The sequence below is a fragment of the Marinicrinis sediminis genome (genome assembly GCF_042685085.1).
In the GTDB taxonomy this organism is placed as follows: domain Bacteria; phylum Bacillota; class Bacilli; order Paenibacillales; family KCTC-33676; genus Marinicrinis; species Marinicrinis sediminis.
Map to the genome: position 1 here is coordinate 73,253 of NZ_JBHUMM010000002.1, position 17,505 is coordinate 90,757.

At 52.3% G+C, this 17,505-nt stretch carries 14 protein-coding genes; 9 read left to right on the forward strand and 5 right to left on the reverse strand.

What is annotated here, in order from left to right; genetic code table 11:
* The first annotated feature begins 130 nt into the window (after positions 1-130).
* The 9 genes from ACFSUC_RS01965 (at position 131) to fni (ending at position 10,637) form a co-directional block, all read left to right on the forward strand.
* The gene (locus ACFSUC_RS01965) at positions 131-1,315 is read left to right on the forward strand and encodes an MGDG synthase family glycosyltransferase (RefSeq protein ID WP_379927751.1); all 1,185 of its coding nucleotides are present in this window, start codon (positions 131-133) and stop codon (positions 1,313-1,315) included.
* A gap of 178 nt (positions 1,316-1,493) precedes the next feature.
* Positions 1,494-3,047: a phytoene desaturase family protein gene (locus ACFSUC_RS01970; RefSeq protein WP_379927962.1), complete on the forward strand. Its 1,554-nt coding sequence runs from the start codon at positions 1,494-1,496 to the stop codon at positions 3,045-3,047.
* Positions 3,044-4,537, forward strand: coding sequence for a phytoene desaturase family protein (locus tag ACFSUC_RS01975; RefSeq protein WP_379927752.1), 1,494 nt, complete (start codon positions 3,044-3,046; stop codon positions 4,535-4,537). The genes ACFSUC_RS01970 and ACFSUC_RS01975 overlap by 4 nt, the downstream gene beginning before the upstream one ends.
* Positions 4,501-5,379, forward strand: coding sequence for a phytoene/squalene synthase family protein (locus ACFSUC_RS01980; RefSeq protein ID WP_379927753.1), 879 nt, complete (start codon positions 4,501-4,503; stop codon positions 5,377-5,379). Before ACFSUC_RS01975 ends, ACFSUC_RS01980 begins: the two co-directional genes overlap by 37 nt.
* Positions 5,376-6,119, forward strand: a complete 744-nt coding sequence (locus ACFSUC_RS01985; protein WP_379927754.1) for a carotenoid biosynthesis protein — start codon at positions 5,376-5,378, stop codon at positions 6,117-6,119. Before ACFSUC_RS01980 ends, ACFSUC_RS01985 begins: the two co-directional genes overlap by 4 nt.
* Positions 6,088-6,885: a lysophospholipid acyltransferase family protein gene (locus ACFSUC_RS01990; protein ID WP_379927756.1), complete on the forward strand. Its 798-nt coding sequence runs from the start codon at positions 6,088-6,090 to the stop codon at positions 6,883-6,885. Before ACFSUC_RS01985 ends, ACFSUC_RS01990 begins: the two co-directional genes overlap by 32 nt.
* 2 nt (positions 6,886-6,887) lie before the next feature.
* Positions 6,888-8,039, forward strand: coding sequence for a glycosyltransferase (locus tag ACFSUC_RS01995; RefSeq protein WP_379927757.1), 1,152 nt, complete (start codon positions 6,888-6,890; stop codon positions 8,037-8,039).
* A complete protein-coding gene (locus tag ACFSUC_RS02000; RefSeq protein WP_379927758.1) occupies positions 8,036-9,559 on the forward strand; it encodes a phytoene desaturase family protein in 1,524 nt (507 codons plus the stop codon). Before ACFSUC_RS01995 ends, ACFSUC_RS02000 begins: the two co-directional genes overlap by 4 nt.
* Positions 9,560-9,590: 31 nt before the next feature.
* A complete protein-coding gene (gene fni / locus ACFSUC_RS02005) occupies positions 9,591-10,637 on the forward strand; it encodes a type 2 isopentenyl-diphosphate Delta-isomerase (protein ID WP_379927759.1) in 1,047 nt (348 codons plus the stop codon).
* Here fni and ACFSUC_RS02010 read toward each other — a convergent pair.
* From ACFSUC_RS02010 to ACFSUC_RS02030, 5 genes are all read right to left on the reverse strand, one after another.
* Positions 10,591-12,360 carry a peptidoglycan D,D-transpeptidase FtsI family protein gene (locus ACFSUC_RS02010; RefSeq protein ID WP_379927760.1) on the reverse strand — a complete coding sequence of 590 codons (1,770 nt, stop codon included), beginning with the start codon at positions 12,358-12,360 and terminating at the stop codon, positions 10,591-10,593. The two genes, fni and ACFSUC_RS02010, sit on opposite strands and share 47 nt — an antisense overlap.
* Before the next feature lie 270 nt (positions 12,361-12,630).
* Complete coding sequence (locus ACFSUC_RS02015) at positions 12,631-13,572, reverse strand: hypothetical protein (RefSeq protein ID WP_379927761.1); 942 nt, start codon at positions 13,570-13,572, stop codon at positions 12,631-12,633.
* A 29-nt stretch (positions 13,573-13,601) separates the two neighbouring features.
* Complete coding sequence (locus tag ACFSUC_RS02020) at positions 13,602-15,191, reverse strand: UDP-glucose--hexose-1-phosphate uridylyltransferase (RefSeq protein WP_379927762.1); 1,590 nt, start codon at positions 15,189-15,191, stop codon at positions 13,602-13,604.
* Entirely contained in the window at positions 15,188-16,210 is a 1,023-nt protein-coding gene (gene galE / locus ACFSUC_RS02025; RefSeq protein WP_379927763.1) for a UDP-glucose 4-epimerase GalE, read from the reverse strand. The genes ACFSUC_RS02020 and galE overlap by 4 nt, the downstream gene beginning before the upstream one ends.
* Positions 16,207-17,400: a galactokinase gene (locus ACFSUC_RS02030; RefSeq protein ID WP_379927764.1), complete on the reverse strand. Its 1,194-nt coding sequence runs from the start codon at positions 17,398-17,400 to the stop codon at positions 16,207-16,209. Before ACFSUC_RS02030 ends, galE begins: the two co-directional genes overlap by 4 nt.
* Positions 17,401-17,505 lie beyond the last annotated feature (105 nt).

Genomic DNA, 17,505 nt, shown 5'->3' on the forward strand with positions numbered 1-17,505 from the left:
GACTGTATCCTCCTTCTCCCGTTTCGTGTCCATTTTATCACAGAACCGGACCCATGCGCGCATACATTCGGACTGGATTGGAAAAAACAAGAACAGACGACGTTACCCACAGGAAAAGGAGCGAACAGAAATGAAGGCGAGACGGGCGAATATTCTGGTTCTGACCGGAGATTGGGGAGATGGACATACCCAGGCTGCTCAGGCACTTCAGCAAACCGCAACCGCTTCCTTTTCCCATCATGCCCAGGTGCAAATCGTGGACATCCTCCAGCTTTTTTCCCCCAGACTGCATGCCCTTTGCAAAACCTTGTTCCTGCGTCTGATCCGAACCTGTCCCCGCCTCTATACCTTTTTGTATGAACGAACCCGAAACGAAAGCCGCTGGAGTCGAATATTTGAACCCTTCTCCCTGATGTCCTCCCACAAAATCAAAGATCTCATAGATGCCCTCGAGCCCGATCTGATCGTCTGTACCTTCCCCCTCGCCGCCGCAACGGTCTCACGACTAAAGCAGAATCAACTGATCGATCAGCCCGTTTTCACCATCATCACCGATCATACCTGTCACACCTACTGGCTGCATGCCTGCACCGACCATTACATCGTGGCATCGACCGATATTCGTTCAGACATGATTCGGTCCGGCCTCGAGCCTCGGCAGATTACGGCCGCCGGCATTCCTGTGAAGCCTTCCTTTCTGCAACAATATGACCGCATGGAACTGGCACGCAAGCACGCCTGTCAGCCTGAACGGACGACCCTGCTCTGGATGGGCGGCGGTTACGGCATGATGGGTGATGATATGCTTGCACTAATCGGGCAGATCATCCGGGAGTACGATGTGCAGATCATTATCGTATGCGGGCGTAATCAGAAGCTGTGGAAGCAATGCCGCAAGCGGTTTCACCATCAGCCTGCCATCACTTGTACAGGGTATGTCGAACATATTCATGAGTTGATGGCCATTTCCGATTTTATTATCACCAAGGCCGGTGGACTGACGACCGCTGAAGCGATGTCCCAGACGCTCCCGATGGTGCTGTATCGACCGCTGCCGGGGCAAGAAGAGGAGAACGCCCACTATTTTGTAGAACGGGGCTGTGCATGGCTCTCCAGACATCCTGAACAATTGCTGCGGCAAATTGAAATCCTCATTCAATCTCCTTCCGCACGTGCGGCCATCCGGGCCAATATTCGCTTGCTTCACAATCAAAAAGCCGCCTTTACCGCACTCCAGACCATGCTGAATGTGCATGTCCAGGCCAGGCAAACCGATGAAACAGCCCACCCCACATCCCTGCTCCTCACCCCTTGACGCGATTTCCACAAATATTCACCGTTTTTTCTGTTGTACAATCCTTGTACAAAAGTTATAATTTAATTATACAAACTGGAAAAAGGGGTGAATTCCTCTCATGTCTACGAAGTCAACGGAGTCTACGATGTCTACGAAGTCAACGGAGTCAAAGAAGTCAATGAAGTCTACAGAGTCCATGAGCGCTGCGAAATCAAAGCAAGCAACGAAGTCAACGAAGTCCACGCCAAAAAAAGCCGTCATTATCGGCGCAGGCCCGGGCGGACTTGCCGCAGGGATGCTGCTCTCTGCTCAGCAATATGAGGTGCATGTCTATGAAAAGCAACCGTTCCTCGGAGGCCGAACCTCCAGAATGGAATTGGGAGAGTATGCGTTCGATCTCGGTCCTACCTTTTTGATGATGCCGCATTTGCTGGAAGAATTGTTTACCCTGGCTGGTCGTCAGCTCGAAGATTATGTGAAATGGCTGCCGTTAGATCCGCTTTATACATTAAAATTCGGCGAAATGTCTTTTTCTCCCACATTAGACCGGGAAGAAATGGTAGACTTAATCGAAGACCTTTTTCCGGGAAATGGAAAAGGCTATCTGTCCTTTATGAAGAACGAAGGAAAGAAATATGATCGCGTAGAGAAGCTGCTTCAGCAACCTTTTACCTCTATCACCGACTATGTGAACCTGAATGTGTTCAAGGCTTTGCCACGCCTGCATGCGTGGGACACCGTCTATCAGCGTCTGTCTTCCTATTTCTCGGATGAGAGACTCATTCATGCCTTTACCTTTCAAGCGAAATATCTAGGCATGTCCCCCTGGGAATGTCCGGGAACCTTCACCATTCTGTCTTATCTCGAACATCGCTATGGACTGATGCATCCGATCGGCGGGGTGAATCAGATTTGCAAGGCGATGGCCTCCGTCATCGAGGAAAATGGCGGCACTGTCCATTTGGCTGAAGGAGTCAAGCAGGTCAAGGTGACGAACGGAAAAGCCACGGGGCTGATTCTGGAGTCAGGGGAAGAAACAGAAGCGGATCATGTCGTGATCAATGCCGATTTCGGCACAGCCATGACCCAGCTGTTTGCGCCTGGTGTTATCCGAAAGTACACCCCGGAAAAACTGGAACAGAAAAAATGGTCCTGCTCTACCTTCATGCTCTACCTCGGTGTCAATCGAGAGATTGAGATGAACCATCACACCATCCTGTTCTCTTCCGACTACAAAAAGAATGTGGATGAAATCGTCCGCACACAGACCCTGTCCGACGATCCTTCCATCTATGTACACAATCCGTCGCGACTGGACCCTACGCTGGCTCCGAAAGGGAAGTCCTCCCTCTATGTGCTGATGCCGTGTCCGAATCTCGATGGAAACATCGATTGGGAGCAGCAAAAGGAAGCGGTTCGTGAACAGGTGTTGAATCGACTGGAGCAGGAACCGGAGCTTCGAAATCTCAGACAGGATATTGAGGTTGAGAAAATGTTGACACCGCTCGATTGGCAGCAAGACATCTTTGTATATAAGGGAGCAACCTTCAACATGGCACACACGCTGGATCAAATGATGTATCTTCGTCCGAGAAACCAGTTCGAGGAAGTCGAGAATTGCTGGCTGGTCGGCGGAGGCACGCATCCGGGAAGCGGTCTTCCTACCATCATGGAATCCGCCAAGATCAGCACGGATCTCATTCAGAAGCAAGATCAGCGTAAAAGCCGTTTCCTGGGGGTGAGCGGATGAGTCAGGTAGGGATTATCGGCACGGGCATCGGCGGTCTGACAACGGCCCTGCTGCTAAGCAAGAAAGGCATCTCGGTTACGATGTACGAGCAGCATGCCTCAGCAGGAGGCCGATTGGCATTTGAAGAGCATGCAGGCTACCGCATTGACCAAGGGCCGACCATTGTATTGCTGCCGAATATGTTACGGGAGATTCTCGAGGCTGGCGGGTTCCCCTCCGAGAAATTGGAACTTCTCAGTTGTGACCCGATGTACAAAATCCATTATGGTGACGGAACCGTGCTTCACAAATACAATGAGCTATCGCAACAAATTCGTGAGCTAGAGCGTTTGTTTCCTGATGAGGTAGACGGTTTTCTCGCTTACCTCAAAGACATGCACGTCCGCTTCAACATGGGTAAGAAAGCCTTTCTCGACAAGCCGTTTCTGAAGCAGCGAGATTTTTGGAACTTGTCCAATCTGTTGAAGCTCTGGAAGCTGAAAGCGTACAAGGACACCCGTTCCTTTGCCGCTGAATATTTTACCGATCACAGACTGATTGATGCCTTTTCCTTGCAAACCCTGTACATTGGCGGAGACCCCTATCGTTCACCAGCCCTGTATTCCCTCATTCCGTACAGTGAATATGCACACGGAATCTGGTATGTAAAGGGCGGATATGCATCGCTCGTTCCGAAACTTATAGAAGAGCTGGAATCCAGGGGCGTCACGATTGAATACAACACCAAAGTGACAAAGTTGCATGTAGAAGGAAAGCACTGCAAGGGCTTTTGGAGTGAGAATCGATATGTCGAGCATGATACGATCGTGTTCAATGGCGATTTTCCTGGAATCAGCGAGTTGCTGCCTAAGGAACTGGCTGCGGCCAAACCGCCCAAGCCATACCGGCCTTCCTCAGGCTGTGTGCTGATCTATGCAGGCGTGTCCAAACGCTGGCATCATCAGACCCCGCATCAGTTTTTCCTGCCGCCTTCTTTTGAGGGCAATATGGATGATATTTTCGTCAAGGGCAAGATTCCCGAAGAGCCGTCATTCTATTCCTTCTCGCCGGTGGAACTGGACCCTGAGGCAGCTCCGGAAGGCAAGAGCGTCCTGTATATGCTTGTTCCGGTTCCAGCCGATCTCGGCATGGACTGGACGAAGGAAGGTCCGCGCATTGCCAGACAAGTGCTTGCGCTTGCCGAAGAGAAAGCATTCCCGGGCCTCCAGGAAAACCTGGAGTGGATGAAGATTCGGACACCTGCCGATGCTTCAGCTGACGGTTGCTATGCCGGAGGGAGCTTTGGCATTGCGCCAACCTTGACACAGTCCGGAGTGTTTCGACCGCAGATTGTGCCGTTTGACGTGAAAGGCCTTTACAGTGTAGGCGCCTCGATCCATCCAGGAGGAGGCATCCCAATTGTGATGCAGGGAGCGAGTTTGCTAGTCGATCACTTAATGAAGGAGTGGAACGAATGGAAGCCATCTTTGAACAATGCGAGCAATTTATAAAGCGCGGATCGTCTACTTTTCATCGAGCCTTCAGCTTTTTGCCAGAAACCCAGAAGAATGCGGTCTATGTGATCTATGCTTTTTGCCGGCTCATTGACGACGCGGTCGATGAGCCCGAGACATCCCCGTTTACGCTGGAGCAACTGGAACGCGGCCTGGATCACTTGCAGGATACGAAGGGACATTTCATATGGCCTGCCCTGCGCTGGCTGTTCCAGACCTTCCCGCGAGCTGAGAGAGCGCCCTTTTACCGTCAGATGAAGGGACAACGTATGGACTATGTCAAAACGCACTATGATACAATCGAGGAGCTGGAAGAATACTGCTACCTCGTGGCAGGTACCGTCGGTGAAATGCTTATGCCCGTTTTGCATCAGCAACCCCATCAAGCCGATATCGAAGCCGGTATAGCGCTTGGCAAAGCGATGCAGATTACCAATATTATCCGTGACGTGGGCGAGGACATGGCGAGGGGCCGAAGATATATCCCGCTTCAACTGATGCAGGAGCACGGCTATACGGAAGCAGACTTGCAGAGCAAGACGATCAACGAATCCTTTACTGCGACCATCGAGTCTCTGATGCAGCTTTCCAATGACTGGCTGGCGCAAGGATTGAGCAGGCTTCATACGTATCCGGGACAAAGCGCCTTCTGTGTGGAATTGGCGGCCCGCTACTACCAGGCCATTCTGGATGTCGTTCAGGACAACCGATATGATGTTTTCCATAAGAGAGCCGTCGTTGGCAAGGCCAGAAAGATGCTGATGCTGCACAGCATCCGTAAAAAGTACCAGCATCAAAACAAACTGGACGGGATGAAGGAGCTGGCTTCCAGCTCATGATCAGCAAGCTGTACTGGTTTTGGTATCTCGTTGGCCTTTTGCTGATGAGCTTTTACCATGTTCCCTCGTTCCTCTCTTTTTCCAACGGACTCTTTTTAATCTTTCTGACCTTGCATGTCTTGACGCAATACCATAAACGAATCGCCAGGGAACAGCGCACAGCTTTGTATACGACGTCCCTTGTCATTTTTCTGTCCACCTTCCTGCTGGAATGGATCGGTACCGAAACCGGGTTTCCCTTTGGCGATTATCACTATACATCCGTCTTGGGACTCTCCTTGTTCGGGGTACCGCTGGCTATCGCATGCGCCTGGATTGCGATCCTGCTGATGGCACGATCCTTTACCCCAATTGCCTGGTCTCGTCCCAAGCGTGCGGCCATCGCCGCGCTATATGCCGTTGCGCTTGATCTAGTCCTTGATCCTGCCGCTCATGCGATGCAATTTTGGCAGTGGGCACCGGATCAGTGGGCGATGTATGACGTTCCCTTTCAAAATTTCGCTGCTTGGTATGTGACGGCGTTTGTGCTGCTGCTCTTACTCCCGATCCCCGATTGGAAAGATTCTCCTACACCACTCGTACGCACCTATCAGGGCCTGCTTATCATGTTCGGCGTACTGTGTGCCAAGCATGGCATGCCTTTGCTTCTGCTCGCTGCTGCCGGCTGGATCGCCATCGTCGAGTGGAGAGAGAAATGGAGGGGATCACATGCTCACCGCAAACAAACAAAAGTGGTTTGAACGATTGTTTGACTTGTATATGAAGCATTCCCTGTTAAAGCGTCATTTCCATCGTTTGGAGGTCAAAGGAGACTTTTATGATGATGGAATCGGAGAACCGGACGGGAATGTTTCGGCAACGGTGTCCCCTCCCTCAGCCATGCAGCGCGATACATCAAAAGGAACGCTCTATATGATGAACCACAGTAGCTGGTGGGATGGCCTGATCGTCTACTATGCAGCAAGGCTGGCTTCCAGCCGTTCCCACTATATGATGATGGAAGAAGAACAGCTGCGAAAGTATGCTTTCTTCCGCAAGTTGGGGGCGTTCTCCATTAACAAATCAAATCCCAAATCGATGATGGCCTCGCTCAGGTACAGTCAGGAGCTGCTCGAACAGGGCGCGAGTGTGTGGCTGTTCCCACAAGGCGATATCTATCATCAGGAGGCCCGTCCACTGACGTTTTTCAGTGGAGCGGCCTATTTGGCGAAACAGGTCACTGAGGCTCCCGTAGTCCCGGTGACCCTTTATTATTCCCTGACCATGCATCAGAAGAACGAGGCATCGTTGTGGCTCGGGGATGCGCTGCCAGCGGATTGGAAGCAGCTGGATCGGCGGGAATGGACGAAACGGATGGAGGTCCACATGGAGAAGCAGCTGGATGCCCATCGCAGCCTTGTTATCGCTCATGCGCGAGCAGACTCACGGCCGGGGTTCTATCCACTGTTCGGCAAACGTCCCGTGACCGGACGACAGGCAACCGCCAAGCATAAGGCAGGTGGCTGAATATGTGGCTGACCTTTTTACTGCTCGGCACCATGCTCGTTCTCGGCATGCAGCTTGCTTTCGTTCTATGGAACCTGTTTGTTTTTCGCGGTCACAGACTGCCTCATCCCCGCATGCATTCCGATGAGTGGCACACCGATCCACCTCTCATATCGGTCTTGATTCCGGCGCGTAATGAAGCGCGCAACATCGCCGCATGCATCCAGGCCGTGCAGCATCAGCATTACCGCAACATCGAGATCATCGTGCTGGATGACCAGTCCGAAGATCAGACTCCGGCCATTCTCGAACAGCTGAAGCGAGAGGAATCGCGGCTGCAAGTTCTGTCTGGCCGCCCTCGCCCTAGAGGATGGGCCGGGAAAGTATATGCCTGTCATCAGTTGAGCAAGCAAGCGCGGGGTCGCTATCTCCTGTTCCTGGACGCCGATGCCAGACTGGAGAACGATGCAGTAGCGCGGGCTCTGCTGGCAGCCGAGCAGCAACAAATCGGACTGATAACCGGATTTCCAAAGCAGGTCACACGGACATGGGCAGAGCGGCTTGTGGTCCCTTTCATGATGTTTTCCATCCTCTGTCACCTGCCACTAAAGCTCGTCAGAGGGAGTTCGGACCCGAAATTTGTTGCCGCACACGGCGGTTTTATGTTTTTTCACCGTGACGTGTACGATCATATCGGTGGACATGAGGCCATCGCTTCTTCTCTAGTCGATGACATGGACTTGGCACGACGGGTGAAACAGGGTGGACATTCCGTGCTGCTGGCTGATCTGACCTCCATCTGCTCGATGCGCATGTATACGTCTTTTCATGAAGTATGGATGGGCTATCAGAAAAACATGTACCTCTTATTCGGCGGAAACAGCTTCCTGCTGGCTGCCATGATGATTGGCTACAGTTGGCTGTACGTACTGTCCCCGGTGGTCATGCTCTGCAGCCTCGCAACCGGTCACTGGCAAGCGGGCATACTGGCCGCCCTTAATGTGCTGCTGGGTATTTTCATAAAAGCAATCATTGACAGGCGAAATAGCATTCCCTGGATCGTCTCCTGCTTCCTGCCTGTCTCTGTCGTGCTTGTCTGTGCCATCGGCTTGTCCTCCTGGCTCAAAGCCAAATCCGGAAAAGGCTATACGTGGAAAGGAAGGGTCTATCATTGAATGGCGCACATCAATCGAGTAAATCAAACAGACAGATCATTGTAATCGGCGGCGGATTGGGTGGGCTGTCTGCCTCCATTCGCCTGGCGGCAGCAGGCTACCAGGTCACCGTGCTAGAAAAGGAAGCGCAGCTTGGTGGCAAACTGCAGCGGGTTTATGAGGGTGCTTATGTCTTTGACCGTGGACCCAGCACCATCACCATGCTGAATGCCTTTCAACAAGTGTTCGAACAGGCCGGCAGACGGATCGAAGACTATGTGGCATTTGTTCCTCTCTCCCCGCTCGCCCGCAACCGGTTTGCAGATGGGCACCAGGTAGATCTGGTGTCAGATACTGACCGCATGCAAGAGCAGATCGCAGCGTATTCAGCAGAGGACGCCGCCCGGTATCCTGCTTTCCAGAGCAAGGCCAGGGACATGCTCGATATTTCCGGCAAACAGTTTCTCCATACGCTGATGCTCAGCTGGAAGGACAAGCTGCGTCCGTCCCTGCTGCGCGCCTTTGCCTCCATTCATCCGTTGAAGACCTATCAGTCATTGCTGGGCGAACACTTCTCACACCCGAATACGCTGGCCATGCTGGGCCGCTATGCAACCTATACCGGGTCTTCCCCCTTCCAAACTCCTGCTGTCTTTGCCATGCTTCCGGCGCTGGAGACTGATGGCGGCATCTACGGAGTGAAAGGTGGGACTTATGCGATTGTGCAAGCTTTTACTAGACTGGCACAGGAATTGGGCGTTGTCATCCATACCCGTACAGAAGCGCATCAGATTCGGATTCAGAACCAGCAGGCAACAGGCGTAGAAACGAGCGCCGGCTTCTTTCCTGCCGATCAGATCATTTGCAACGGAGATCTCTTGACCAGCTATGCACGATTGCTTGCTCCGGAGCATCGACCGAGCATGCCGGACCGGAAGCTGAAGACCTATGAGCCTTCCTTGTCCGGATTTGTCATTTTGGCCGGTCTCCCGCGTGTGTATCCGCAATTGTTGCATCACAATGTGTTTTTTCCGGCTGATTATCCGCAGGAATTCGTCGATTTGTTTGAAACGCGCACGCCCGTGCAGGACCCGGCGATCTATGTATGCCGGAATGAAACTTTCCAGGATGAGCCACCAGACTCGCCATATGGTGCGCAGAGTCGCTTGTTCATTCTCGTCAATGCACCGGCCCTGCGTTCTCCGTCCTCGATTCACTGGGACTCCCTTCGTGAATCATATGCAGGCATGATCCTGGAGAAACTAGCCCATTATGGGTTGCAGGGCATCACAGACAGCGAAGTACGCATCACCTATACCCCGGAACAGCTGGCACAAGACACCTATGCACATCTGGGTTCGATTTACGGTATCTCCTCCAATGGCGCCAGGCAGGCTTTTTTCCGACCGGCAAACCGCTCCAGAGACATCTCGAACATCTGGTTTGCTGGAGGGACTACCCATCCTGGCGGCGGCACACCGATTGTCACGCTGTCCGGACAGCTTGTGGCTGAGCGCATGATTCAACTAGACAAAGGATAACTTCGTATATTCATACAAAGCAGGTGAGTAAATGACGTCCATTTCAAAACGCAAGCAAGATCATATCCAAATTTGTTTGGAAGAAGAAGTAGAAGGGCTGAACCAGACAAACGGCTTCGACCAATACCACTTTCAGCATGAAGCGTTGCCGGAGATCCATTTTCACGCGATCTCCACCCGTAGCAGCTTTCTCGGGAAAGCACTAAAGGTGCCCTATCTGGTCAGTTCCATGACAGGTGGAACGGATGAGGCTACGCGGATCAACCGCAAGCTGGCGAAGGCCGCTCAGGAGAGAGGATGGGCATTTGGGGTCGGCTCCGTCCGTGCCGCCATTGAACACCCGGAACTGATGGACAGCTTTCGAGTAAGGGATGTCGCACCGGATGTGCCGATCTTGACCAATCTGGGTGCGGTTCAGCTCAACGAAGGATACGGCGTAGAAGCTTGTCAGCAAGCGGTTGAAGCGATAGAAGCCGACGGACTCGTCCTCCATCTGAACAGCCTGCAGGAAATTTTTCAGCCAGAAGGAGATGTCAATTTCGAAGGACTGTTATCCAAGATCGAGCAGCTCTGCCGAGCCCTTCCTTTTCCGGTCGGAGTTAAAGAAGTAGGCTTCGGCATTAACGGTAAACTGGCACAAAAGCTGATAGAGGCGGGGGTTGCCTTTGTTGATGTCGCCGGAGCTGGCGGAACTTCGTGGATTCAGGTAGAAAAATATCGTCTGCAGGACCCGGTCAGACGAGCAGCCGCCCAGACGTTCGCAGAGTGGGGAATCCCAACCGCCGTATGTCTGGAGCAAATGCGATCATACGCCCCACATGCGGTACGGATTGCAAGCGGTGGCATGAAAAATGGGCTCGATGCAGCCAAGGCCATGGCGCTGGGCGGTCATCTGGTCGGATTTGGACGTACGCTGCTGCCAGCCGCCGTGGAAGGCGAGGAACCGTTGCACCTGCTGATGCAGCAACTGGAATTCGAGTTGCGGGCGGCCATGTTTGGCGTGGGATGTGCCGATCTGGATGCACTGGGATCTACGGACGCCCTGCATCAGGTTGATCGTACGCCGCCAATGCGTTGAACAATTGACCAAACAACGCGGTCCCGTGATGGGTCAAATTGGACTGTTCGTCGCGTACCACCACAGCCAGCGCATACCGGGGGCGAGGAACGGGGCCGTATCCGATGAACCATTCATGGCTCCCTTGCTCACCGTTTGTCCCGAGCTCGGCTGTACCTGATTTACCTGCCAATGCCCAGTCAGCGTGACGAAGGCTTTTGCCCGTCCCTTGCTCCACCACTGCTGTCATCCAGCGCGTCAGGATGCGGGTCGTTTTCGCTGACAGACCCGAATCAGCCAGTTTGACTTTCTCGATTTTGCGCTTCACCGTTTCATTCCGAAACTGCACGGAAGTGACGGCCCTCGGTTTCATCACCTTTCCTTCATTCAGAAGGGTCACAATCCAGTTCGCTGCCTGTAAAGGACTGATTCGAACATTTCGCTGACCAATCGCAGCCTGCGCGAGCTCACCCCCGTCTATCTGTCCCGATGAGACCGGGGATAGAAAGATGCGCCCCTTCTCCTCTTCGGGAAGCATACCATATGGGGTCAATAACCCGAGATGCTCACTCCATGCCTGAAGCTCTTCTGCCTGTATCCGCTCTGCTATTCGGGCAAAGGCCACATTGCAGGACTGGGCAAAAGCCTCCTGGGCCGTGATCTTCCCATGACCCTCTTTTTTCCAGCACATCAGTCCGTATTTTCCGTAATGCCCCCTGCATTCAAATTGTTCCTTCGGATGCAATAACCCGTGTTCCAGCGCATAGGCCGCGATAACCGTTTTGAAGATCGACCCGGGAACGAGGGCTTTGACTGCATAATTCGTCATCGCCGTCTTGTCCGGAAACGCGGCATATGGATCGAGCATTGGTCTGCTGACCATCGCCCGTACCTCGCCATGTTGCACATCCAGCAACACGGCCGCCCCTACCTCCAGCTGATGCCTTTTCATATAGTCATCCATGGTCTGTTCCAGTTTATACTGAAGGGCACTATCCAGTGTAAGCATCACTCGCAGCGGATACAGCTCATGTGCCGCTCCCACCATGCGGCTGCCCAGCCCTGCCAGAGGTCTCTGCTGCCCATCCTGGTAATGAACGAGAGCGTGACTGCCTACCCCAATCATCTCTTCATTCCATTGCAGTTCCAGTCCAGACACCCCGATTTGACTGTTCCGTGTCAATCTCCCCTGTTCCAGTTCCAGCGTATACCGCTTGTCAATCCGCTCCGGATACTGCGCCATTCGACCGATGAGATGACTGGCCAGGTAAGGGGATATATACCGCTGCGTATACGAAACCACCTCCATGCCTGGCATTGCCGCTGCATCGAGTGACTGGATCTGCGTCTCCGTCAAGGCAAGCGTATCCCGCCTAAAAGGTGATGCCGGCCACAAAAACGGCTCCTGCTCCGCCTCCAGCTGCTGTTGAATAGATGAAGCGGACTGCCTGACAATCGGGGACAGAAAGGAAGCCACATGTTCAGGTGAATGAATCATCGCCGGGAAAATCGCCAGCCCCTGTTGACGTTTCCCGGTCAAAGGTATGCCGTGTCGATCAACAAAATGGGCCCTCCCTTCATCCAGGACGAGTCGCTGCTGTCTCTGCATCACGGATCGTGCAATCAGATTCTTGCCCCCATATTGCTCCGCCCGCCATTGTATCCATCCCAGGCGGAGATCACAGACTAGGAGCATGAGCATGAGCAGAACCAGCAATCCAAATATACGATGTTTCTTGATCATGACATGACCCCCTTTCTTTCAAGCCTCGCTTGGACTCGCTTGTTCTTACTTGGAACTGCTTGCCTCCCAAGCTATGCGAGCCAGCCCCTCGTAATTTACAAGCAGTGCAATTCACGCAAGACTGGCAGATCATGCAAGTTACCGAGACGGCGTATAGATTCATCGGAAGCTAGTATGCGCAGATATGGAAATTTTATGAAATCTCATATTCGGAACGATTTGAACAGAAAAAGATCCCGATTGCAGATGCAACCAGGATCTAGACGGCTATCATTGAAATTTCGTTTTCAATTGTTCAGCTAATTCAATCGGGTCCGTCAAGGCCAGCGAACTCAGCTCATCTGATGAGCCCAATCGCCATTTCTCAGTATGCGAGATCCGTTGTTGGGGAGCAAGTTTTCTAAGTGGGCTTAACGATTCCAGCTCCAGAAAATCTCGGTTCGTATACAGCTCAAAATTCACATTGTCATCCGGATAGGTTTCCCCTTCTTCAAACGGAATCTCCTTGATAAAAACCTGGTCCTTCCACACATAGGCAGCCCAGCCCTCCGTATGGTTCAGACCGATCTTGAAGGGATCGCCCTGCAGATCCTGACGAACCGCGAGATAGGCTTCTCCCCACGTTACCCGGGCATCCCCCAGATTCGTATACGGCCATACCACCAGGCGACGCGTAGGGAGATAATCATCATAACGCTTCGGCTGCGGGATAACAGCCACACCTCCAGGTGCCAGCATCGTCAGCGACCAGGCCGCCAATTCAACCTCCCACACGCCCTGATTTTCAACGCTATGGTGTACAAGCACCTCCGACCCCTGCAGGGAAATCTGGATTTTCTTTTGCACCTGATTGCCTTCTTCAACAGGAGGAATAAAGCAGTAGCGGTGATCGCGCTGCTCCCATCTTACAGGCTGATCGTCGGGGTAATAGGTTCTCGGATAAATTTCCGGACTCGTCCACAGGCGGTGTCCTCCATACATTTTGAAATCTCGGCCGCCATAAATGGCAAAGGCATCTCCGCTCTTCAAGTACCGATGGTCAGGGTCCTGAAACAGCATATTCGCTCTGTTCAACAGCGAGACATGAAGAATTCGAGGACCGAACGAGAGGGACACCCAAAGCTCCAGTTCCTCATTATAGATTCGTAGACAGGATTGCCATACTTCATGCTGAAATACCTCATGTTTCACTTCATGCTTCACTTCATTCACCTGCATTCATCCTTTCTGAAGCCTGTTTCCTATTTACGCTGCCAGCCGGACTGAATCATAAACTGGTCAAACCCTGCCCGTCCTGATTCCGTTTGCTTGAACACGCCGGCATCAGCTAATACGCGGGAAAATTTCTCACCGACCTGTTCGTGCAGCCACGTCTCCCCTTCAGCTTCTGTCAGGCTATCTGGTCTTACATCTGCCTCCATCATCTCCGCTATCCATGTACGATGCTTGTGCAAGGGAGAATCGGCTGCCAATTCGCTTAACGCATCCTCACCTTTTATGATTCGCTCGATAGCAGATAATTCCTCCTGCAATCGCCCAGGCAATATGGCCAGCCCCATTACTTCGATGAGACCGATATTTTCTTTCTTAATGTGATGCAAAGGCCGGTGTGGATGAAAGATTCCCTCCGGATGCTCCTCATTCGTGCGGTTGTTTCTGAGCACGAGATCCATGACATAGTTCTCACCGTTTCGTCTGACGATCGGGGTAATCGAATTGTGCGGAATGCGCTCTCCAGCTTGTTCGCTATAAGCCTGAATCTCATGCTCTGCATCCGAATACCCTTTCCAGGCTGCCAGCAGCGCTTCAGCGGCCCTTGCCACTTCCTCCTTGCATCGGCCAGTCAATCGCACGACAGACATCGGCCATGCCACAATCGATGCTCGTACATTCGTTTCTTCTATACTCTGATAGCTGTATATATCTTTCGCATCTTCAATCGGAAACCGATGCTTCCCTGCCTGAAAATGATCATGCGACAGGATGGAACCACCCACGATTGGAAGATCGGCGTTCGAACCGATGAAATAGTGCGGCATCTGTTCCGTGAAATCCAGCAATCTTCGGAATGTCTGCCCCGTGATCTGCATCGGGACATGCTCTTCCCGGAAGACGATGCTATGTTCCTCGTAATAGAGATAAGGAGAATATTGAAAGTACCAGTTCTCCTCATTCAGTTGAAAAGGAAGAATGCGCAGGTTCTGTCTGGCCGGGTGATCCACTCGCCCTGCATATCCGACATTTTCCTTGCAAAGCACGCATTGCGGATAATGGACAGTTTTCGCCTGTCTGAGTTTGGCGATTTCCTTCGGGTCCTTTTCCGGTTTGGACAGGTTGACCGTGATTTGCAGGTTGCCATACTCCGTCTGGTGCTCCCAGTACAAGTTTTTGCGAATGCGATCCATGCGAATGTAATTGGCATGCTGGCTCAACTTGTAAAAATCGGTGGTAGCACGCTCGATGCCGTGTTCCCTGCGAATGTGCTGGAAGCGATGCTCCACGGCTGATGGTCGGGGCATAACAAGCCCCATGATGCGGGCATCGAACAAATCTCGCTCAGTCACCGTATTGTCCGGGATCAGTCCTCGTTCAGCCGCCATATCAATGAGCGGGGTCAAGATATCTGTGAGCGGCAACGGCTGCATGTGTGCATGCTGCATCGGCTGTATCTGCTTTGCGGCAGGCGCCTCTAACTGGAACAGATCAAGCAAGCCGTTCCTCGTGTAGGTGGTGTCCATCGGTTCCATCATGCCATGAGCCAGCGCATAGTGTAGCAGGGCTTCTATCCATTCCTCTGCCGTCTTGCCGTTCCAGTTCGTCTGTTCCGTCATGATGACTCACCGCCTTTTCGAATCAAGGATGGCGAGGCATACCCTTGGGGATGGTGAACATGCCACTCCCAGGCGGAGGCCAGCACCTCTCTCAAGTCCGTTCTGCTTGGCTTCCAGCCGAGCTCATTTCTTGCTTTCTCTGAGGAAGCAACCAGCACAGCCGGATCTCCTGCACGTCTGTCTTCCATACGAGCCGGAATGTCCCGTCCAGTGACTTCCCGCGCAGTCTCAATCACCTGCTTGACAGAGAAGCCTTGCCCATTGCCGAGATTATATATGCCGCTGCGGGACTGACTACGTAATGCATCCAACGCAAGGATGTGCGCGTCGGCCAGGTCACTAACATGAATATAGTCGCGAATGCACGTCCCATCTTCTGTCGGGTAATCTTCGCCGAATATGGAAATATGAGACCGCTGACCGAGTGCAGTCTGCAACACGAGCGGAATCAGATGGGTTTCAGGCTGATGATCCTCCCCGATTTCACCGCTCGCATGAGCACCCGCCGCATTGAAGTAGCGCAAGGAAATAAAATGAATACCATGCGCGGTTTCATACCATCGCATCATTCGTTCCATCGTCAGCTTCGTTTCACCATACGCATTTGTCGGAACGATAGGGTCATCCTCATGAATCGGAATCTGAACCGGTTCACCATAGACCGCAGCTGTGGAGGAAAAGACGATCCGTTTCACCTGCTGGCGCACCATGGCTTCAAGCAAGCACTTCGTGCCATATACGTTGTTTTCGTAATATTTGCCCGGATTCTGCATACTTTCGCCGACCAGTGAGTAGGCCGCGAAATGAATGACCGCATCCACTTCATAGTCCTTCATCGTCTGTTCCAGCTTCTGCACATCCCGAATGTCTCCTTCGACGAATAGCGCACTATCCGGTACCGCCTCCCGATGACCGGTCTCCAGGTGATCATACACCACCACCTGCTCTCCGCGTTCAAGCAGAGCAGCGACCGTATGGGAGCCGATGTATCCCGCCCCGCCTGTTACCAATACCTTCATCTTGCTTCCTCCTTCCATTCATGTACGCCGTTACCGATGCCACATACATAAAAATCTGCGGTCAATCCGGTTTCCGAGCGATAATGTTTGCCAATGTGTTCAATGAATTCGGCTATATGTTTCTCATGAACGAGGGATACCGTGCAGCCGCCAAATCCGGCTCCCGTCATGCGAGATCCGAGTACGCCTTCCATAGACTGGGCCGCCTCGACGAGGACATCCAGCTCTTTGCAGCTTACTTCATACAAATCGCGCAAAGAAGCATGCGATTCATTCATATATTGACCGAAGACGTTCAGTTCTCCAGCTTCCAGAGCCTTCACCGACTTCAGTACCCGTTCATTTTCCTCTACGACATGCTGGGCACGCTGTCGAACAAGCTCATCCGTTATCAGATGACTCGCTTCATGAAATTGCTTGACATTCAATTCTCCGAGCAGTTTCAGTTCAGCCCATTTCACCTGCAACGCTTCCACGGCCAGCTGGCATTGCTCACGTCGTTCATTGTATTTGGAATCAACGAGTCCTCTGCGCTTGTTCGTATTGGACACGATAATACGATAAGCACTTGATTCAAATGGCACATGTTGATAATCCAGGGTGTCACACATGAGCAGAACCGCATGATCCGCTTTTCCTCGTGCAACGGCAAACTGATCCATGATACCGCATTTCATTCCCATATACTCGTTTTCCGCTTTCTGAGAAAGCAGGGCAATTTCTGTGCGATCAATCGGATGATCCTCCATCGCAAGGAGGCCATAGGCGGTCACCACTTCGATAGAGGCAGAAGAAGACAAGCCGGCACCGTTCGGAATCTCTCCCTGATACAAAATGTCATAACCGCGATCTATCGTATAACCGGACTGCTGAAGCTCCTTGATCACCCCTTTCGGGTAATTCATCCAGTCATCCTCGGCTTGGTAAGGCAAATCATCGAGAGAGAAAGTCGCAGTCTGCGGAAAGTTGGCTGACGCAAGCCGAAGCTGTCGGTCCGTTCTCGCCCTCGCGATCATCCAGGTTCCGAATGTCAGGGCTGCAGGGAACACATATCCGCCATTGTAGTCCGTATGTTCGCCAATCAGATTGACGCGACCCGGGGCATGAAAAATTCGAATCGGCTGATCCGGGTGATCCCTATCTCCAAAACGTTCTGTAAATGCTGCAAACCATGTTGTCAAGCTATGCATATACGCTCACCTCATATCCCGATTATCGTCTTCACTTCTGGTTTTCTTCTATCTTCAATATATCGTGAGGCGGGTAGCATCTCTATAGAGGGATGTATCTACTTC